At 70.2% G+C, this 18,439-nt stretch carries 18 protein-coding genes; 12 read left to right on the top strand and 6 right to left on the bottom strand.

Annotated features, from left to right (window positions below):
* Window positions 1-10 precede the first annotated feature (10 nt).
* Together BI335_RS05630 and BI335_RS05625 are read right to left on the bottom strand one after the other, a co-directional pair.
* Window positions 11-373 (bottom strand): fluoride efflux transporter FluC, encoded by a 363-nt coding sequence (locus tag BI335_RS05630; protein WP_229119458.1) that lies wholly within the window; start codon window positions 371-373, stop codon window positions 11-13.
* On the bottom strand, window positions 373-768 hold the full coding sequence (locus BI335_RS05625; RefSeq protein ID WP_094355208.1) for a fluoride efflux transporter FluC: 396 nt from the start codon (window positions 766-768) through the stop codon (window positions 373-375). Before BI335_RS05625 ends, BI335_RS05630 begins: the two co-directional genes overlap by 1 nt.
* Window positions 769-1,018: 250 nt before the next feature.
* Between BI335_RS05625 and BI335_RS05620 the strand changes: the two genes are divergently transcribed.
* The 7 genes from BI335_RS05620 to BI335_RS05590 all read left to right on the top strand — a co-directional run bounded on the left by BI335_RS05620 (window position 1,019) and on the right by BI335_RS05590 (window position 9,190).
* Window positions 1,019-1,729, top strand: a complete 711-nt coding sequence (locus BI335_RS05620) for an FhaA domain-containing protein (protein ID WP_094355209.1) — start codon at window positions 1,019-1,021, stop codon at window positions 1,727-1,729.
* Complete coding sequence (locus BI335_RS05615) at window positions 1,729-2,193, top strand: FHA domain-containing protein FhaB/FipA (RefSeq protein ID WP_094355210.1); 465 nt, start codon at window positions 1,729-1,731, stop codon at window positions 2,191-2,193. The genes BI335_RS05620 and BI335_RS05615 overlap by 1 nt, the downstream gene beginning before the upstream one ends.
* Before the next feature lie 3 nt (window positions 2,194-2,196).
* Window positions 2,197-3,678 carry a PP2C family protein-serine/threonine phosphatase gene (locus BI335_RS05610; protein WP_094355211.1) on the top strand — a complete coding sequence of 494 codons (1,482 nt, stop codon included), beginning with the start codon at window positions 2,197-2,199 and terminating at the stop codon, window positions 3,676-3,678.
* Window positions 3,678-5,117 carry an FtsW/RodA/SpoVE family cell cycle protein gene (locus BI335_RS05605; RefSeq protein ID WP_094355317.1) on the top strand — a complete coding sequence of 480 codons (1,440 nt, stop codon included), beginning with the start codon at window positions 3,678-3,680 and terminating at the stop codon, window positions 5,115-5,117. Before BI335_RS05610 ends, BI335_RS05605 begins: the two co-directional genes overlap by 1 nt.
* Window positions 5,114-6,553 (top strand): peptidoglycan D,D-transpeptidase FtsI family protein, encoded by a 1,440-nt coding sequence (locus BI335_RS05600; protein WP_094429881.1) that lies wholly within the window; start codon window positions 5,114-5,116, stop codon window positions 6,551-6,553. The genes BI335_RS05605 and BI335_RS05600 overlap by 4 nt, the downstream gene beginning before the upstream one ends.
* A 203-nt stretch (window positions 6,554-6,756) precedes the next feature.
* A complete protein-coding gene (gene pknB / locus BI335_RS05595; RefSeq protein WP_144009075.1) occupies window positions 6,757-8,538 on the top strand; it encodes a Stk1 family PASTA domain-containing Ser/Thr kinase in 1,782 nt (593 codons plus the stop codon).
* A gap of 10 nt (window positions 8,539-8,548) precedes the next feature.
* On the top strand, window positions 8,549-9,190 hold the full coding sequence (locus BI335_RS05590) for an aminodeoxychorismate/anthranilate synthase component II (RefSeq protein ID WP_094429880.1): 642 nt from the start codon (window positions 8,549-8,551) through the stop codon (window positions 9,188-9,190).
* A gap of 13 nt (window positions 9,191-9,203) precedes the next feature.
* Here the strand turns inward: BI335_RS05590 and BI335_RS05585 are convergent, their stop codons facing one another.
* The gene (locus BI335_RS05585) at window positions 9,204-9,905 is read right to left on the bottom strand and encodes a DUF881 domain-containing protein (protein WP_229119456.1); all 702 of its coding nucleotides are present in this window, start codon (window positions 9,903-9,905) and stop codon (window positions 9,204-9,206) included.
* Between the two features lie 77 nt (window positions 9,906-9,982).
* Here BI335_RS05585 and BI335_RS05580 point away from each other — a divergent pair, with 77 nt between their 5' ends.
* Both BI335_RS05580 and map read left to right on the top strand, forming a co-directional pair.
* The gene (locus tag BI335_RS05580; RefSeq protein ID WP_094355214.1) at window positions 9,983-10,270 is read left to right on the top strand and encodes a cell division protein CrgA; all 288 of its coding nucleotides are present in this window, start codon (window positions 9,983-9,985) and stop codon (window positions 10,268-10,270) included.
* Window positions 10,267-11,088 carry a type I methionyl aminopeptidase gene (gene map / locus BI335_RS05575; RefSeq protein ID WP_229119455.1) on the top strand — a complete coding sequence of 274 codons (822 nt, stop codon included), beginning with the start codon at window positions 10,267-10,269 and terminating at the stop codon, window positions 11,086-11,088. Before BI335_RS05580 ends, map begins: the two co-directional genes overlap by 4 nt.
* A 219-nt stretch (window positions 11,089-11,307) precedes the next feature.
* Here map and BI335_RS05570 read toward each other — a convergent pair whose 3' ends face one another.
* Window positions 11,308-12,603, bottom strand: coding sequence for a DUF1479 domain-containing protein (locus tag BI335_RS05570; protein ID WP_094355215.1), 1,296 nt, complete (start codon window positions 12,601-12,603; stop codon window positions 11,308-11,310).
* Between the two features lie 142 nt (window positions 12,604-12,745).
* Here BI335_RS05570 and BI335_RS05565 point away from each other — a divergent pair, with 142 nt between their 5' ends.
* Window positions 12,746-13,891 (top strand): ROK family protein, encoded by a 1,146-nt coding sequence (locus BI335_RS05565; RefSeq protein WP_094355216.1) that lies wholly within the window; start codon window positions 12,746-12,748, stop codon window positions 13,889-13,891.
* Window positions 13,892-14,058: 167 nt separating this feature from the next.
* Here the strand turns inward: BI335_RS05565 and BI335_RS05560 are convergent, their stop codons facing one another.
* Window positions 14,059-15,465, bottom strand: a complete 1,407-nt coding sequence (locus tag BI335_RS05560; protein ID WP_094355217.1) for an MFS transporter — start codon at window positions 15,463-15,465, stop codon at window positions 14,059-14,061.
* A gap of 70 nt (window positions 15,466-15,535) precedes the next feature.
* On the opposite strand from BI335_RS05560, the gene BI335_RS05555 reads away from it, so the two are divergent.
* Complete coding sequence (locus tag BI335_RS05555; RefSeq protein ID WP_094355218.1) at window positions 15,536-16,198, top strand: TetR/AcrR family transcriptional regulator; 663 nt, start codon at window positions 15,536-15,538, stop codon at window positions 16,196-16,198.
* Window positions 16,199-16,211: 13 nt separating this feature from the next.
* Here the strand turns inward: BI335_RS05555 and BI335_RS05550 are convergent, their stop codons facing one another.
* On the bottom strand, window positions 16,212-17,177 hold the full coding sequence (locus BI335_RS05550; RefSeq protein WP_094355219.1) for a sugar-binding transcriptional regulator: 966 nt from the start codon (window positions 17,175-17,177) through the stop codon (window positions 16,212-16,214).
* 138 nt (window positions 17,178-17,315) lie between these two features.
* Between BI335_RS05550 and BI335_RS05545 the strand changes: the two genes are divergently transcribed.
* On the top strand, window positions 17,316-18,407 hold the full coding sequence (locus tag BI335_RS05545) for a zinc-binding dehydrogenase (protein ID WP_094355220.1): 1,092 nt from the start codon (window positions 17,316-17,318) through the stop codon (window positions 18,405-18,407).
* Window positions 18,408-18,439: the final 32 nt, after the last annotated feature.

Genomic DNA, 18,439 nt, shown 5'->3' with positions numbered 1-18,439 from the left:
ACAAATGGATTCAGCCCCCGGCAGCGACCAGTGCCAGACCGGCCCAGCAGGCGGCCAGACCGAGCAGGATCGAGCCGACCGCGTACGCCCCGAAGGCCAGCCAGGCGCGCCGCTCCAGCTGGTGCACCAGCTCCGAGGAGAAGGTCGAGAACGTGGTCAGCGCCCCGCAGAAACCGGTACCCACCAGCGCGGTCCACCAGGGCGACAGCCCGGCCCCCAGCACCAACCCGAGCAGGAACGAACCGAGCACGTTGACCAGCAGCGTCCCCCACGGAATCTGCCGACGCGGCGGCAGCCAACGACCGGCCAGATAGCGCCCCACCGCACCCACTGCGCCACCGAGGGCCACCGCCAGCGCCATCGTCGCGGTCATCACCGCGGCCCCAGCAGCCGGCGGGTGAGCACGATTCCGAACCCCGTCGCGAGCAGGCCACCCACCAGACTCACCAGCAGGTACGCCCCAGCGCGCGCGACCGCCTGCGCGGCCACGAGCCCCGCCACATCGGTCATCATCGTCGAGAAGGTCGTCCAGCCACCGAGCACCCCGACCCCCAGGAACGGGTACAGCAACCGGTGCGCCGGGCGGCGATCCACCACCACGATCAGTATGCCGAGCAGCAGCGATCCGGTCAGGTTCACGATCAGCGTCGACCAGGGCCAGCCCGGACCGGAATGCGGCAGCGCCACCGCCAGTCCCCAGCGCGCCAGGCTGCCGAGCGCGCCACCGGCCGCCACCACGGCCAGTACCGGGATCCTGGAAGAACTCATCGGGCTCAGTGTCGCACCGGTGGCTTCGACTCGCTCGTACCTCGCTCGCCCAGGCGGCGTCATAGGGTTCATCACCCGGCGAACCTCAACCCTCGGTCAAGGGCCGACATGCCCGATTGGGGTTTGCCGAATAGTATCGATCCGGCAAACCAGCCAACTGCTTTGGCCTGCCCACCGACAGACTGGGGGGCGAACGGGCCGATGAACGAGCAGTCGGCCGGTCGGCACAAGCAGCACGAGAGGGGTAACCGTGGGGTTCCTGGACCGCTTCGAGAAGGGCATCGAGGGCGCCGTCAATGGCGTCTTCGCGCGCGCCTTCAAGGGCGATGTGCAGCCGGTCGAGATCGCGGCCCGGTTGCAGAAGGAGCTCGACTCCACCGCCAAGCTGCTCTCCCGGGACAAGAAGCTGGTGCCCAACGAGTTCGTCGTCGGGCTCTCCCAGCACGACTACGACCGGCTCACCCCCTACGGCAAGGCGCTCTCCGGCGAGATCATCCCCGAGCTGCGCAGCCACGCCCAGAACATGGGCTACGTCTTCAACGGCCCGATCATGCTGCACTTCGAGCTGGTACCCGAGCTGCCCACCGGTCGCTTCACCGTCAACTCCGACGCCGTCGCCGGCGTCCAGGACAACCAGGCCGTCTCCACCACCGCCGCGCACCGCGCCCAGCTCGTCCTCGAGGTGAACGGGATGCGGCACCCGCTGGTCCCGCCGGGCATCGTGATCGGCCGCGGCGCGGACGCCGACCTGCGCGTCAACGACCCCGGCATCTCCCGCCGGCACGCCGAGATCATCGTCAGCGGCGGCGGGGTCGACCTCAGCTACCGGATCGCCGATCTGGGCTCCACCAACGGGATCACCGTCGACGGCAAGAAGGTGCGCCAGGCCACCCTGCACTCCGGATCGCGGATCGAGATCGGCAACACCCGGATGCTCGTCCACGCCCCCGCGGGACGCTGATGTCAGCGATCGCCGTCACCCTGCTCAAGGTCCTCTTCCTCGCACTGCTGTGGGTCTTCATCATGTCCGCCGCCGGCGTGATCAAAACCGACCTCTTCGGGCGTACCGTGCCCGCCTCGGAGCTGCCCCGCGACCTGGAACGCCCCCGCCGGCGCCGGGCGAAGAAGGGCGCCCCGCGCCGGTTCGCGATCGTCTCCGGTGACCAGCAGGGCATCTCCGCCGACCTGACCGACGGTGTGGTGCAGATCGGCCGCTCCGCCGACTGCCAGATCATCCTCGACGACGACTACGTCTCCACCCGGCATGCCCGGTTGCAGGCCGACAATTCCGGCGGCTGGTTCATCGAGGACCTCGGCTCCACCAACGGCACCTACGTCAACAACCAGCGGATCACCGCCCCCACCACGATCACGCTGGCCGACACGGTCCGGATCGGGCGTACCCAACTGAAGTTGGAAACCTGATCCATGCCCCCCACCCATGACGACGATCGGACCCCCGACACCGACCTCTTCCTCCGGTACGTGGCGCACTCGGAGATCGGTCTGGTCCGCAAGAACAACCAGGACTCCGGGTACGCCTCGCCCCACCTGCTGGTGGTCGCCGACGGGATGGGCGGCGCCGCCGCCGGTGACCTGGCCTCCGCGGCCGCGATCCAGCTGATCCGCCGCGCCGACCGGAACGCCCGCGGTGAGGAACCGGTGCGCGGCGAGGCGATGCTGGAACTGCTGGCCGGGGCGCTCAACCAGGCCAACGACAAGATCGCCGACCTGGTCGCCGACGACCACAGCCTGGACGGCATGGGCACCACCGTCACCGGGGCGATGTTCGACGGCGCCGAGCTCGGCCTGGTGCACATCGGCGACTCCCGCGCCTATCTGCTCCGTGACGGGGAACTGACGCGGCTCACCCACGACCACTCCTGGGTCCAGTCGCTGGTCGATGAGGGCAAGATCACCGAGGCCGAGGCGGCCTTCCACCCGCACCGCTCGCTGCTGCTCAAGGTCGTCAACGGCCAGCCCGCCGTGGAACCGGACACCGACCTGGTCCCGGTCAACGAGGGCGACCGGCTGCTGCTCTGCTCCGACGGCCTGTGCGGCCTGGTCGAGGACGACGAACTGTCCCGGATCCTCACCCGGAACGAGGATCCCGATGCCGCCCTGCAGGCGCTGATCGACGCCGCGCACCGCGAGGGCGGGATCGACAACATCACCATCATCGTGGCCGACGTGGTCGGTGACTCCACCGCGGCGACCACCGGCGCCAAGATCCTCGGCGCCGCCACCGAACGTGAGGTGCCGATCGTCACCGCCCGTCCGGTCGACCTGGGCGATCGCACCCCGACCCGGCGTACCGACGCCGAGGGCAACACCATCCCCGACTCCCCCGCGCCGCAGTCCTCGCCACCGGATGAGGAGACCAGCCGGTACGCCCCCCGCGAGGCCCCGCGCGGCGGCCGCTGGCGGCTGCTGCTCGCCGGACTCGTCGTGCTGATCCTGCTCGCGGCGGGCGCGACCGCCGGCTGGGCCTGGTCGCGTACCCAGTATTTCGTCGGCCCCGCCGACGGGAAGGTCGCCATCAACCGCGGCCTCTCCCAGCAGGTGCTCGGGGTGTCGCTGTCGGAGGTCTACCGGATCGAGGACACCGCGCTCAGCGACCTGCCGCCGGTCTACCGGGACCGGGTCGAGCAGACCATCACCTCGACCTCGCTGCCGGATGCCGAGGCGACCGTCGCCGAACTGCAGGAGATGGCCCGCCAGTGCGTCGCGCAGCGCGAGGCCCGGCTCACACCCGAGCCGACACCCACCCCGGTACCGCCCGGCGCACCGGGCAATCCGCCCGGCGCACCCCCGACCGAGCCGGTGCCGCCGACCCCGACCGAGACCGAGCCGTCACCGACCCCGTCGCCGGCCACCCTCACCCCGACCCCGGCCGGAGGTGAGTGCTGATGAGCGCCGCCGTCGCCGACGCACCCGTCGCCGGGGAGGACCTGGTCGTCGTCTACCACAAGCGCCGCAACGTCGAACTGGTGATGACCCTGTTCGCCGCCGGGATGGGCATCGCGTCCTATCTGCTGGTCGAGATGAACCTGTTCAACACCCTGCCGACGAACTGGCCGGTGGTGGCCGGGATCTGGCTGGCGATCGCGGTCATCGCCCACCTGGCGATCCGCTTCCGGGTGCCCTACGCCGATCCGCTGATCCTGCCCTGCGTGATCCTGCTGAACGGGCTCGGGCTGGCGATGATCCACCGGATCGACAAGATCCCCGACCCGGTCCGCACCGATGCCACCAATCAGCTCGTCTGGACCGGGCTGGCCCTGGTGCTGTTCGTCACCGCACTGATCGTGGTCCGCGACCATCGGCCGCTGCAGGGCTACACCTACACCCTGTGCGCGGCCGGTCTGCTGCTGTTGCTGATGCCGCTGCTGCCCGGGATCGGCAAAGAGGTCTACGGCTCCCGGATCTGGATCGGCATCGGCCCGTTCTCCTTCCAGCCCTCCGAGGTCGCCAAGATCGTCCTCGCGGTCGGCTTCGCCTCCTATCTGGTGGAGAAGAAGGACGTGCTGGCCCTGGCCGGCGCCCGCTTCCTCGGCATCGACCTGCCCCGGCCGCGCGACCTCGGCCCGATCCTGCTGATGTGGCTGGCCTCGCTGGCGGTGCTGGTCTTCCAGAAGGACCTGGGCACCTCGCTGCTGTTCTTCGGGCTGTTCGTGATGATGCTCTACGTCGCCACCGAGCGCCCCAGCTGGGCGATCCTGGGTGTGCTGCTGTTCTCGGCGGGGGCGTACGCCGGTTATCTGCTCTTCGGCCACGTGCAGACCCGGGTCTCGGGCTGGCTCGACCCGTTCAGCGACTTCGACCGCAACAACCAGATCATCAACGCCCAGTTCGGGCTCGCCTGGGGTGGACTGGTCGGCCGCGGCTGGGGGCTGGGCCGCCCGGGTCTGACCACCTTCGCCAAGTCCGACTTCATCGCCGGGGCGATCGGCGAGGAGCTCGGGATGGCCGGGCTGATGGCGGTGATCATGGTGTACGCCCTGATCGTCGCCCGTGGTCTGCGGACCGCGCTGGCCGCCAAGGAGCCGTTCGGCAAGCTGCTCGCCGCGGGCCTGTCCTTCGTCTTCGCGCTGCAGGTCTTCGCGATCATCGGCGGCGTCACCCGGTTGCTGCCGCTGACCGGCCTGACCACGCCGTTCATGTCCCAGGGCGGCTCCTCGCTGGTCGCCAACTGGGTGCTCGCCGCCCTGCTGCTGATCATCTCCCACCAGGCCCGCAAGCCGATCGCCCAGGTGAGCGCGGACCCGCTCGCCGGGCAGGCGTACGGGGACGCCGAGACCACCCAGGTGATCCACGGGGCCCACCGCGTGGGGAGGAGGGGAGCATGAACCGACCGATCCGCCGCGTCGCCATCGTGGCCATGGTGATGTTCGGGCTGCTGCTCGCCAACGGCACCTTCACCATGGTGGTCCGGCAGGACTCGCTGAACGCCAACCCGCTGAACCGGCGTACCCGCGATGAGGAATTCGCCCAGGACCGCGGGCCGATCCTGGCCGCGCAGACCCAGATCGCGCAGACCGTGCCCAGCAAGGACCAGTTCCAGTTCCAGCGCACCTATCCCGACGGTGCCCTGTACGCGCCGATCACCGGTTACTACTCCTATGACCACGCCCGCTCCGGGCTGGAGTCGTCGATGAACCAGGAGCTCGCCGGGACCGCGGACTCCCAGCTGATCCGCCGGGTGGTGGACACCGTCACCGGCCAGAAGCCGACCGGTGCCTCGGTGGAGACCACCATCAACCCGAAGGCCCAGCAGGCGGCCGCGAAGGCGCTCGGCAACCGCAAGGGCGCCGTGGTCGCGCTCGACCCGCGGACCGGTGCGGTGCTGGCGATGGTGACCAGCCCGTCCTACGACCCGAACCGGATCGCCAGCCATGACCTGAGCGATGCCAACAAGGCCTACCAGGAGCTGGCGAACGACCCGAACAAGCCGATGGCGAACCGGGCCGCGCGGGAGATCTACCCGCCCGGGTCGACCTTCAAGCTGGTCACCGCCGCGGCGGCCCTGGAGAACGGCAGCAGGCCGGACACGATGGTCGCCTCCCCCGAGCGGCTGCGGCTGCCGCAGACCAACTACGACCTCACCAACGACTCCAACTGCGGCGGCGCCAACATCACCCTCGACCAGGCGCTGCAGGTGTCCTGCAACACCGCCTTCGCCAACGTCGGGCTGGAGCTGGGTGCGGACAAGCTGCGCGCCCAGGCGGAGAAGTTCGGTTTCGGCTCCCGCCCGCTGCCGGAGCTGAACGCGGTCGCCAGCCGCTACCCCGACAATCCGGACCTGCCGTCCACCGCGCTGACCGCGATCGGTCAGCACGACGTGGCCGCCACCCCGCTGCAGATGACCATGGTGACCGCGGCGATCGCGAACAACGGCGACCTCTACGAGCCGTATGTGGTCTCCACCGTCCGCGGCGCCAACCTCACCCCGATCGAGACCCGCAAGCCCAGACTGAGGGGCCGCACGATGAGCCAGGACAACGCGAAGGCACTTGCGCAGATGATGCAGAACGTCGTCAACGACGGCACCGGCAGCAATGCCCAGATCCGGGGCGCCAAGGTCGGCGGCAAGACCGGTACCGCCCAGTCCGATCCGAAGCGTCCGCCGTACGCCTGGTTCACCAGCTATGCGCTGGATGACAAGGGCCAGCCGGCGGTGGCGGTGACCGCCTTCGTCGAGGACGCCGACATCGCGCGCAGTGACATCGCCGGCGGCCGGGTCGCGGCACCGATCGCGAAGGCAGTGATGGAGGCGGTTCTGTGACCAACGAACAGCAGCCCGGTGGCGATCCCACCCGGCCCCGGCGCGCCGCGGACGATCCCTATGCGCCGCCGCAGGATCCGTTCAGCCGCCCGCCGGAGGCCACCGAGGCGTACACCCCCGATCCGGACGCGACCAACCAGATCGACCCGGACGCGACCCGGGTGGCCGGTACGCCGGCCGAACCGCCGCAGCCGCCGCCCCGGCTGCTCGGCGGGCGGTACGAACTCGGTGAGGTGATCGGCCGCGGTGGGATGGCCGAGGTACGCCGGGCCTACGACACCCGGCTGGGCCGGCCGGTCGCGGTCAAGGAACTGCGTACCGACCTGGCCAGCGACCCGACCTTCCAGGCCCGGTTCCGCCGCGAGGCCCAGTCGGCCGCCGGGCTGAACCACCCGAACATCGTCGCGGTCTACGACACCGGCGAGGAGCACGACGACAAGACCGGGTTGGCGATCCCCTACATCGTGATGGAGCTGGTCGAGGGCCACACGCTGCGCGATGTGCTCCGCGACGGCCGCAAGATCCTGCCCGAGCGGGCACTGGAGCTGACCCAGGGTGTGCTCGATGCGCTGTCCTATTCGCACAAGGCCGGCATCATCCACCGCGACATCAAGCCGGCCAATGTGATGCTCACCCCGACCGGCCAGGTCAAGGTGATGGACTTCGGCATCGCCCGCGCGGTCTCCGACACCTCGGCGACGATGACCCAGACCGCGGCGGTGATCGGTACCGCGCAGTATCTGTCGCCGGAGCAGGCCCGCGGGGAGACCGTCGACGCCCGCTCCGACATCTACTCCGCCGGCTGTCTGCTCTACGAGCTGCTCACCGGGCGGCCGCCGTTCGTCGGCGACTCGCCGGTCTCGGTGGCGTACCAGCATGTCCGCGAGCTGCCGGTGCCGCCGTCCCAGCTCGACCCGATGATCTCCCCCGAGATCGGCGCGATCGTGCTGAAGTCGCTGGCCAAGGATCCCGCCGAGCGTTACCAGACCGCCCGCGAGATGCGCGACGACATCTCCCGGGTACTCGCCGGTCAGGACGTGACGGCGATGCTGCCGGCCCCGGTCCCGGCGGCCACCGCCGGTTCGCCGGTGGAGCCGGAGGAGGAGCCGCTGGTCGATGAGGAGGAGCCGCAGAAGAAGCGTGCGCTGCCGATCGTGATCACGGTGCTCGCACTGCTGCTGGTCGGCCTGCTGGGCGCCCTGGTCTGGTGGTTCAACCGGCCGCCGGCTCCGGTGCAGCCCGCACAGGTGAGCGTTCCGCGGGTGGCCGGCATGCAGGAGGCCGCCGCGGTGAACAGCATCCGGGACGCCCAGTTGGAACCGAAGGTCTCCCAGGTGGCCGGTGCCGACGACCGCACGGTCGGTACCGTCACCCGGCAGTCCCCCGAGGGCGGCGGTCTGGCGACCGTCGGTTCCCCGGTCATCATCGAGGTGAACATCGGGCCGAAGAAGATCGCGATCCCGACCGGGCTGGTCGGCAAGGACGAGGACGTCGTCACCCAGGCGCTGAATCAGGCGGGCTTCACCAACGTGCGGAAGGTCGACGCCAGCAGCGAGCCGAGTGACGCCAAACCCGGCCAGATCCTCGAGGTCAGCCCCGGTGAGGGCCAGCAGGTGACCCCGGAGAGCGAGATCACCCTGACCCGGGCCACCGGCCAGTCCCAGGTGCCCGACTGGAGCGGCTGGAACCAGGCCTCGGTGGAGCGCGACGGCCGGGCCAAGGGGTTCACCAACATCCAGTTCGCGACCCGCGAGACGAACAGCGACAACGCGGTCGGCACCGTGCTGAGCACCGATCCGCGGGCCGGGTCGAAGGTGGACCGGAACGCCCGGATCACCGTCTACATCGGTCGGGCCGCTCCCAAGCCGCCGCCCCCGCCGACGACCACCTCGGAGCCGCCGACGCGGACCCCGACGCCGACCACCAGCAGCACGCCGACACCGGAGGCGTCCCCGACGCCGACCACCTCGGCGACCCCGCAGTGAGGAGACGCCGATGAGCCGGATCCTGGTCGTCGACAACTATGACTCGTTCGTCTGGAACCTGGTGCACTACCTGGCCCAGCTCGGTGCCGAGGTCGAGGTCTGGCGCAACGACGACGAGCGCTTCGCGGAGCTGCTCGCCGACCGGCCCTCGCAACCGCTGGGCTTCGACGGGATCCTGCTCTCCCCCGGACCGGGTACGCCGGAGGAGGCCGGGGTGTGCGTCGAGCTGGTCCGCCGGCTCGGGGAGCGTACGCCGATCTTCGGCGTCTGCCTGGGGCTCCAGTCGATCGCGGTCGCTTACGGCGGGACGGTGGGCCGGGCCCCGGAGCTGCTGCACGGCAAGGTGTCGAGCGTCTTCCACGACGACGTCGGCACGATGGCCGGCCTGCCGAACCCGTTCGATGCGACCCGCTACCACTCGCTGGCGATCTCCGAGCTGCCCGAGGCCCTCGAGGTGACCGCACGGACCGAGTCCGGGGTGATCATGACCGTCCGGCATCGGCAGCATCCGGTGGAGGCCGTCCAGTTCCACCCCGAGTCGGTGCTCACCCGGGGCGGCCACCGGATGCTGGCGAACTGGCTCGCGGCCTGCGGTGATCCGGACGCCGTGGCGCGCTCGGCGGGGCTGCGCCCGCTGATGGTGGGCGGCTGAGGCGGCCGACCGCTCAGCCCGCGCGGCGGGCGTACTGCAGTTCGACGCGGCCCTCGAAACCGGGCAGCCGCAGCTCACTCTCGGTCCGCTGGTCGTAACCGAGGTGATAGACCTGCACGTACTGCTGGTAGACCTTCAGGTATTCGGAGTTGCTCAGCCCGGCGGTCAGCTTCTGCGGGTCGCCGATCGCCGAGATCACATAGGGCGGGGCGTAGGGGATGCCGTGCAGCACCACGGTGTTGCCGACGCACTTGATGCCGGTGGTGGAGATCACCCGCTGGCCCTGGATCGTCATCGCCTCCGCACCGGCGGCCCAGAGCTCGTTGACCACTGCCTGGATGTCCTGCTGGTGCACCACCAGCAGGTCCTGGTCCACCCCGGGGGCCTGCACCGAGGCCGGCGCGTCGGAGAGCGTCACCGTCACCCCGCGACCCCGCACCGGGGTCAACCCGAGCTCGTCACCGGCGGCCGCCAGCGCGGCGGTGTCACCGGGATTGCCGGCGTTCTGCGCCGACAACCGGTCGACCTCGGCGCGCAGTTCGGACACCCGGTGGGTGAGCTCGGTGTTGCGCGCCGACTCGCTGCGGACCAGCCCGGCGAGATCGGTGTTGCGGGCGGGCCGCAGATCGGTGCCGCGGGCATTGATGCTGCTCACCGCGATCATCAGACCGATCACCAGACAGGTGGCTGTGGTGACCAACGTGCGCCAGCGCACCGCACCTCCTGTTCGCGAATGTGGGAAACCAGACCTCGACCTACTACGCTAGCGTCCCGAACCCACGAGGAGGAGCCTTGCCCGAGTCGAAGGCCCGCAAGTCGGCCGCTGACAAGAAGAAGGCCCAGCGCCACGAGGACGAGGTGGAGACCCGCGCCAAGAAGGCCAAGGTCGCCGCCCCCGGTACCCGGCGCTGGGTGGCTCCGGCCTTCATCGCGGTCGGACTGATCGGGGTGATCTGGCTGGTGCTCTACTACATCGCCGGCCGCGATCTGCCGTTCATGAACAAGCTGGGCGACTGGAACATCCTGATCGGGATGGGCCTGATGGCGGTCTCGCTCGGCATCTCGATGCTCTGGAAATGAGCACGATGGAGCTGCGTACGCCGGCCGAGCTGGCCGAGATGCGGGCCGCCGGCCGGTTCGTCGCCGACACCCTGACCGAGCTGCGGTCCAGTGTCGAGGTCGGTACCAACCTGCTGGACATCGACGCCGAGGTGGGCCGCCGGATCACCGAGGCGGGGGCGACCAGCTGCTACGTCGACTACCACCCGTCGTTCGGGGCGAGCCCGTTCGGGCACTACATCTGCACCTCGGTGAACGACGCGGTGCTGCACGGCCTGCCGCACGACCACAAGCTCGCCGACGGCGACCTGCTCTCCCTCGACCTGGCGGTCGAGGTGAACGGCTGGGTGGCGGACTCGGCACTGTCCTTCGTGGTCGGTACGCCCGATGAGGAGCACGGCGCCGCCGACGAGCGGATGATCGAGACCACCCAGCGGGCGCTGGCCGCGGCCATCAACACCGCCCGGGTCGGCAACCACCTGGGTGACATCTCGGCGGCGATCGGCAAGGTGCTGAAGCGCTCCAGCTATCGGATCAACCTGGACTTCGGCGGCCACGGTGTGGGCCGCACGATGCACGGCGACCCGCATGTCCCGAACGACGGCCGGGCCCGCCGCGGCCCCCGGCTGGAGGCCGGCCTGGTGCTGGCCATCGAACCGTGGGTACTGGCCAGCACCGACCGGATCCGCACCGATGCCGACGGCTGGACGCTGCGCTCGGTCGACGGCTCCCGCGGCGCGCACAGCGAGCACACCGTGGCGATCACCGCCGACGGCCCGATCGTGCTCACCGCGCGCAGCGACGGGCTGGGCATCCCCGACAGCGCCCTGCTGCCCTGACTGACGCTCATCGAGTAGCCAGCCATGTCGGCGGATGAGTTGTCGTCATGGAATTGCTCCTGACCGAGCGAAGCCGTCGACCGGAATCGCACCCCCGATGCGCGATCCCGGCCGTCGACGTCACTGGGTGGCGCCCTGAAGGGCCTTGGTGAAGGCGGCGGTGTCCTTGCTGGTCCAGTTGCACCTCCGGCTTGCCGAGCACCGCGGCGAAGTCGAAGCTCAGTCGTTGATCCCGAACCCGCGACGTCCGGTCGCGTTGAGCTGGTCGAACCGGAACCGGTTGTCCCAGTCGGCCTCGTAGTGCTCGTCGGGGAAGTCGGGCGCGCTCAGCCCGGCCTTGAACGCGGCGAGCTGCGGTTCGGCGTACGCCTCGTTCTTGGCGCACCAGGGCGCGGCCGGGATGTACATCACGTTGCCCCAGCCCTGCTGGTCGGTGACGGCACCGACGGCGTGGATCATGTCGCAGTGCCACCAGACGGTGTCACCGGGGGCGACCGCCGGGATCGGCACGACGGCCTGCATCAGCAGCGGATGCCACTGCTCGTTGATCGGGAAGGTCCGGCTGACCCGCACCCCGCACATGTCGTCGGCGGGCACGTCGTCCAGCAGCGGACGCAGCAACAGGTAGGCCATCGCCCCCGGGATCGGCACGGTGTGCAGGACGCCCTGGTCGGGCTCCATCTCCGAGAGCGCGGTCCACCCCTGGAAGGTGCGGAAGACCGAGGTCATCGTGGTGCCCGGGTACTGGTTGCCCTCGGTGCGGTAGCTGGCGTCCCAGGGGTCGTAGGCCTCGACATCGCCGCGGTAGAGGGCATCGAAGGCCTGCTGGTAGGCACCGGTCATCCACAGGTCGAGGGTGCCGGCATCGATGTGGGTGCCCAGGCCGCTCGAGTCGGTACCCGGCGGGCGCCGGCGGATGCGGTCGGCGTACAGGGCATCGCGGGAGGGATCGAACCAGGTGCGATCCTCGGATTCCCCGTGCCAGAAGGAATTCATGAACGACTGGGTGGCCGCCATCCGCGGGTGCTGGCGGGCCTCCATCTGCGCCGGGGACCAGTAGATCGGGTAGATCTCGGGCTTGGAATCGACGGTGTCGAAGAAGTCGTCACCCGGTCCGCGGTAGTTCTCGAAGAACTGGTTCGCATCGACGTAGTCGACGATGTCGCGGTCCCACTGCTCGGCCTGGGCGCGGTCGAAGGTGCCGCGCACCACCGCGCAACCGCGGCGCTTGATCTTCTGGATCGTCTCCTCGGGCACGGTGCCGGCCTCGATGTCGGCGAAGTCCACCACGGGCCAGGGCTGCTCGCCCCGATCGAGTTCGGCGCGGATCTGCTCGACCTCGGTACGGATCTGGGCCTCGACCTTGGCGAAGACCTCCTCCGGGGTGGTGCCGGCGGCCGCCATCCGGGCGCGGATCGCGTCCTTGACCTCGCGGATCGCGGCGTGCACGTCGTCGGGGACCTGCTCCCAGCGAGGCAGGTCGGGCAGTGTCTTCGAAGCGGTCTGCTGGCTCATCGTGGCGGCTCCTTCGGCGCGTTCCAGTTCGGAAAGACTCCTTACGAAGGACGATGGTGACATCTTGCGGAATCATTTGCAAGGGGTCTTTACGAAAAGCGTCGCGGGTCTAGGGTGGGCATCGTTGACGAGGGAGGGACAGATGGGGCCGAACGGCACCGTTGAGCACTCGGATCCGGCGCCGTCGCTGGACCTGGTGCGTGACACCACCGACCGGCAGGTGCTGTCCTGCTTCTTCACCGCGCCGGAGCCGACCCGCCCGGCCATCGCCCAGCAGACCGGGATCTCCAAGCCGACGGTGTCCTCCAGCATCCGCCGACTGGCCGCCCGCGGGCTGGTCACCGAGGCCGGGTTGGCCACCGGCGGCGTGGGCCGGGCCGGCCAGCGGTACCGGCTGGGTGACCGGTTCGCCGCGCTGGCGCTGCACATCGGCCCGGGGGGCGCCCGGGCCGAACTGGTCGACATCCGGGGTGAGGCGCTGGGGTGCCACCGCGAGCCGGTGGGGGTCTTCGCGGTACGCCCGGGCGAGGTCGCCGACGCGGTCGGTCGGATCCTGACGGCGGTGCGTGCGGAGCAACCGGGGCCGCTGCCGGTCGCCTGCTCGTTCGCCGGGCCGGTCAACGCCGCCGGGGTGGCCATCGACATGCCGCTGTCCCCGTTCCTGGTCGGCAGCCTGGACCTGGCCGGCCTGCTCGGTTCGGCCGGCGGCCCGGCCCCGGTGATCGACAACGACGTGAACTGGGCCGCGCTCGCCCAGCTCGCCGCCGGTGGCGTGGACGCCCCGCATTCCTTCCTGCAGGTGTATCTGGGCGAGGGTCTCGGCGGTGCGGTGGTCGCCGGTGGCCGGGTGGTCACCGGGCACCGCGGCCTGGGTGGTGAGCTGGCCTACCTGCCGACCGTCGCCCCCGACGGCAGCTCGACCTCGCTGCTGGATGCGCTGCGGCAGTCGGGGCTGCTGGTCCGTGGCGCGACCACCGTCGAGGTGGACCGGGTACGCGAGGCGCTCCGCGAGGGTGGCGCGGTGAGCGAGCAGGTGCATCGGGCCGTCGCCGCGGCACTCAGCGGCGCGGTGGCCCTGCTGGACCCCGAGGAGATCGTGCTCGGCGGCCCCTGGGGGGATGAGTTGGACCACGACCGGTTGCAGCGCGAGCTGGACCAGCTCACCCAGGAATCGGTACGCGTGCGATCCCCGCTGATCCCCGTCGACGGCCCCTTCGCCGGGGCACGTCAACGTGCCGTCCAACTCGCCCGCGACGCCCTCCTCGACCGCGTCGCCGCCCCCTCCTGAGCGCACCCGTTCATCGAGCAGCCAACCATGCGCAGCGAGCGTGTCGAGATGAACCCGTACGCCGGCTGGGCGAGCGCCAGTCAAGTCGAAGCCTGGCGTGCTGGACCCGTCCCACCAGCGCTGCCTGCGAGGGTGAGCGTGCTCGATGAGCGTGGGTGCGTACCGGTTCAGCTCGGCACGCTCGCGGCGGCCGACGGTGGGCCGGGGAGCCGACTGCCCAACAACGCCGCGATCGCCGCCACCACAGCCAATCCGAGGAACAGGGGGCGTACCGGAAGCTCCGGACCGGCACCCGCGACGACACCGGTCACGGTGGCCCCGACGGCGGCGAAGGCCTGCACCGCCATGAACATCGCCGTGGTGCCCTGGGCCGCCTGCTCCGGCTGCAGGGTGCGATAGACGCTGGCGAAGGTCGGCGCGGCGACGCAGCCGAAGGCCAACCCGATCAGCGCGAACAGCAGCATCGCCGCCCACAGCGGCCAGGATGGTGCCACCAGCGCGAAGACCCCGAATCCCAGCGCGGTGCCGATCCCGCCGCCGACGACCAACCGGCGCGGACCCCAGCTGTCGCTGAGTCCGCCGGCCCGCGCCATCGACAGCAGCAGACCAACCCCGAGCGAGACCGTCAGCAGGCTGCGCGCCAGGCCGGTGATCCCGAACCGCTCCTCGACCACCAGGGGCAGCACGGTCAGCTGGGTGTACATCAGCACCCCGACCGTGCACATGGCCAGCAGTGCCGCACGGAACGGGCCGCTGCGCAGCAACCGCAGATCGAGCACCGGCGTACCCGACATCCGCAGCGCGTGCCCCACATACCCCGCCAGCAGTAGGCAACCAGCCAGCCCGAGCAGCAGCACCTGGCCGCCGGCGGCACCCGCACCCCAGCGGTTCAGCGCCAGCAGCAGGCCGACGAAACCGGGGGTGAGCAGCGCCATCCCGCGGAGATCGGGCGCCGCGCCGCCGGAACCACCCGCACCGGCGGCGGCCGGTACCCAGCGCAGCGCGGTCACCAGGATCACCAGGCCGATCGGCAGGTTCAGCAGGAAGATCCAGCGCCACCATCCCGCATCACCGAGCACGGTGCCGACCAGCGGGCCGACGATCGGCGCGATGTTGATGACCAGGGAGAACCGGCTCATCACCTTCCCCACCGCGTTGCGTGGCGCCAGGGCAGCGGCGACGGCCATCGCAGCCGGTTCGAGCAGGCCCCCACCGAGGCCCTGCACGACGCGCGCCGCGATCAGCACCGGCGCGGACCAGGCCAGACCGCTGAGCGCCGAGCCCGCGACGAAGGCCGCCAGACCGGTGAGGAAGACCGCCCGGCCGCCGAACCGGTCACTCGCCCAGCCGACCAGCGGCAGGCTGGTACCGGCAGCCATCAGGTACGCCGAGGTCACCCAGACCAGCAGCGACAACTCACCCCCGAAGGCGGCCGCCAGGGTCTGCAGCGAGGCCGTCACGGCGGTGCCGTCGAGGACCGCCAGGAAGGCGGCCAATCCGAGCACCGCGATCACACCGGGAACGGGCCCGGCCGTGTGCCGGGAATGCAGATCGGACGAGTTCTTTACTGTCATGGTCGCGGACTTTACTACACGGTTTAGTCAGATTCCATAGCGGTTCAGAACCGCCCCGTATGCTTCAACCATGAGCAGCACCTCGGCGGCAGACACCTCGGCCGGTTCGGCGACCCGGCGTGCCGCGGTGGACAAGCGGCGCAGCATCCTCGACGCGGCGGCGCCGGTCTTCGGTGAGTTCGGCTACCAGCGCGCCAGCGTCGATGCGATCGCCACCGCCGCCGGAGTGTCCAAACCGACCATCTACAGCTACTTCGGCGGCAAGGAGCAGCTGTTCCGGGCCTCGGTGGCCGACTCGGCCCAGCACCTGAACGCCGAGTCCCTCGCCGTGGTCCAGGCGCTGGACGTCCGCCCGCAGCACTGGGAGACCAGCCTGCGGAAGGCGGCGTACCAGCTCTCGGTCTGCCAACGCAGCGATTGCGCGGCGGCCCTCGGGAGGCTGATCAATGCCGAGGCCACGCGCGATCCCGAGGTGTTCCGCAGCGTTCGCAGGGCCGGGTACCAGCCGATCGTCGACGCCCTGGCCGGCAAGCTGGCGATGCTCGGCAATGCCGGCCTGCTCGACCTGCCGGATCCGGTGCTGGCGGCGAAGCAGTTCTTCGCCCTGATCCACGCCGAGCTGCCGGACCTCACCGCCCTCGGCACCCAGCAGGCCTCGGATCGCGCGGTCCGCACCGCGGTCGAGGCCGGTGTCGCCACCTTCCTCAGGGCGTACGCCGCAGCCGGCGACTAGCGCTGCGCTCGGCCTAGCGGGCGGCGAGCAGGGCCTCGGCGGTCGGCACGTCGGTGATCAACCGGTTGAACAGCCCGGCCCGCGCGCAGGCGCGGATGCTGCGCACCTTGTTCTCCCCGGCGGCGATGGCGATGCAGGCGTCGATCCGCCGCAACTGCTCGGGACTGATCCGGATCATCCGGTCGCTGCCCTCGAACTCCACCGGCGCGCCCTCGTGGTCGACGAAGTTGAGGCAGACATCCCCCGCGGCACTGCGGATCGAGGCGGACCCCAGTGGCACGTGCGCCGAGATCGACCCGCGGGCCAGCGGCGCCGCACCGACCCCGACCAGGGCCACCCGGGCCCGGTCCCAGAGCGCGGTCGTCGCGCGGAAATCAGGGTCCTCCAGCAGGGTGCGGTAGAGCGCCGGTGACGGCACGGCCGGGGCGAACAGCAACCGCGGGATCGCACCGGTGCGCTGGGCGATGGCCCGGGTGATCTCGTTGGTCTGGAAGTGGGCCTCCGGTTCGCTCACCCCGCCGACGGTGGGCGCAAGCAGCACCCCGGGCAGCGGCGGCAGCGGGCCCTGACTGACTTCATAGGTCGTCTCCCCCGAGGCGACCAGCAGCACCTCACCCGGAGCCATGGCCAACTCCTCGAGCACGGCCGCGACCGCCGGCCGCAGATCGTGGCCGGCATGCCCCGCCCGGATCCGCGGCGCCAGGCGTACCCCCTGCAACCCCAGTGACTCCGCCAGCCGATCGGCCAGCTCCGAGGACTCGGTCGCATTCGGCGGCACGACCTCGATACGGACCAGCCCGGCCCGCCGGGCCTCGGCGATCAGTCGGCTCACCGTCGGCCGGGAGACGTTCAGCCGAGCGGCGATCTGCGCCTGGGTCGCGTCCTCCAGGTAGTACATCCGGGCCGCCCGGTACGCCGCCTCGAGATTCAGCGCCGAGGCACGCCGCGGCGGTTCACCCCGGGAGATCTCGACACTCATGGTGCTGAGACTAGCGGTTCGCCACCCCACAGCACGGGAGTCATGCACATTTGTTCTTGTGAACGTTTGTTCTTGACATCTGTGCAGCCTCGTTCTACGGTCGATCCAAGCCAGAGACGACCAATGGAGGTTCTTCCGATGTCAGAGACGACTCAGCTGCCCGAAGAGATGACCGCGGTCGTGGTGCACGGCCCCGAGGACTACCGCCTCACCACCAAGCCGGTCCCGACCCCCGAGCAGGGCGACCTGCTGATCAAGGTGGAGGCCGTCGGCGTGTGCGCCAGCGACCTGAAGTGCTATCACGGCGCCGCCAAGTTCTGGGGCGATGAGAACCGCGACCGCTGGGTCACTCCCCCGGTCACCCCGGGCCACGAGATCGTCGGCACGATCGTCCGCGGCGACGACGAGGCCCTGGCCAAGCATGGCGTCGCGCTCGATGACCGCGTCGCGGTCGAGCAGATCGTGCCCTGCTGGGAATGCCGCTACTGCCTCAATGGCTCCTACTGGATGTGCGGCCCGCACGACATGTTCGGCTTCCGCCACCACGACGGGGGCATGGCCGAATACATGATCATCCCGCCGCAGGCGCTCGTGCACCGGGTGAGCAAGGACCTGCCGCCGCAACACGCGGCCTTCGCCGAACCGCTGTCCTGCGCGCTGCACGCGGTCGAGCGGGCCAACATCACCTTCGACGACGTCGTCGTGGTCGCCGGCGCCGGGCCGATCGGCCTGGGCGCGATCGCCGGCGTGCGGCAGAAGAACCCGATGAAGGTGATCGCGCTGGACATGCTCGACTCCAAGCTCGAACTGGCGAAGGCCTGTGGCGCCGACCTGACGATCAACATCGCCAACGAGGACGCGAACCAGATCATCCGCGACCTCACCGACGGCTACGGTGCCGATGTCTACATCGAGGCCACCGGCCATCCCTCGGCGGTCAGCCAGGGCATCAACCTGCTGCGCAAGCAGGGCACCTTCGTCGAATACTCGGTGTTCAAGGACGACGTGACCGTCGACTGGTCGATCATCTCCGACGACAAGGAACTCGACGTGCTCGGTGCGCACCTCGGCCCGCACTGCTGGCCGGCCGCGATCAAGCTGCTCGAGTCGGGCGAACTGCCGATGGAGCAGATCTGCACCGACCAGTTCGGCCTGGACAAGTTCCAGGAGGCGCTGGATCTGGTCGCCGATTCGGGCGGCGCCTCGGTGAAGGTGTCCCTGCTGCCCTGAGCGATTCCCTGCTCACACACCCAACCCGTCCA

The organism is Enemella evansiae (assembly GCF_002250705.1).
Lineage (GTDB): Bacteria > Actinomycetota > Actinomycetes > Propionibacteriales > Propionibacteriaceae > Enemella > Enemella evansiae.
Note: the sequence above shows the minus strand (reverse complement) of the source record. Positions and strands in the feature narration are given on the sequence as shown.

Coding starts and splice junctions, on each gene's coding strand:
- BI335_RS05605 (WP_094355317.1), top strand. CDS start 3,678: ATGAGCGCCGCCGTCGCCGACGCACCCGTCGCCGGGGAGGACCTGGTC.
- BI335_RS05625 (WP_094355208.1), bottom strand. CDS start 768: ATGAGTTCTTCCAGGATCCCGGTACTGGCCGTGGTGGCGGCCGGTGGC.
- BI335_RS05550 (WP_094355219.1), bottom strand. CDS start 17,177: ATGAGTGTCGAGATCTCCCGGGGTGAACCGCCGCGGCGTGCCTCGGCG.
- BI335_RS05630 (WP_229119458.1), bottom strand. CDS start 373: ATGACCGCGACGATGGCGCTGGCGGTGGCCCTCGGTGGCGCAGTGGGT.
- BI335_RS05615 (WP_094355210.1), top strand. CDS start 1,729: ATGTCAGCGATCGCCGTCACCCTGCTCAAGGTCCTCTTCCTCGCACTG.
- BI335_RS05545 (WP_094355220.1), top strand. CDS start 17,316: ATGTCAGAGACGACTCAGCTGCCCGAAGAGATGACCGCGGTCGTGGTG.
- BI335_RS05565 (WP_094355216.1), top strand. CDS start 12,746: ATGGGGCCGAACGGCACCGTTGAGCACTCGGATCCGGCGCCGTCGCTG.
- BI335_RS05570 (WP_094355215.1), bottom strand. CDS start 12,603: ATGAGCCAGCAGACCGCTTCGAAGACACTGCCCGACCTGCCTCGCTGG.
- BI335_RS05590 (WP_094429880.1), top strand. CDS start 8,549: ATGAGCCGGATCCTGGTCGTCGACAACTATGACTCGTTCGTCTGGAAC.
- BI335_RS05560 (WP_094355217.1), bottom strand. CDS start 15,465: ATGACAGTAAAGAACTCGTCCGATCTGCATTCCCGGCACACGGCCGGG.
- map (WP_229119455.1), top strand. CDS start 10,267: ATGAGCACGATGGAGCTGCGTACGCCGGCCGAGCTGGCCGAGATGCGG.
- BI335_RS05555 (WP_094355218.1), top strand. CDS start 15,536: ATGAGCAGCACCTCGGCGGCAGACACCTCGGCCGGTTCGGCGACCCGG.
- BI335_RS05610 (WP_094355211.1), top strand. CDS start 2,197: ATGCCCCCCACCCATGACGACGATCGGACCCCCGACACCGACCTCTTC.
- BI335_RS05600 (WP_094429881.1), top strand. CDS start 5,114: ATGAACCGACCGATCCGCCGCGTCGCCATCGTGGCCATGGTGATGTTC.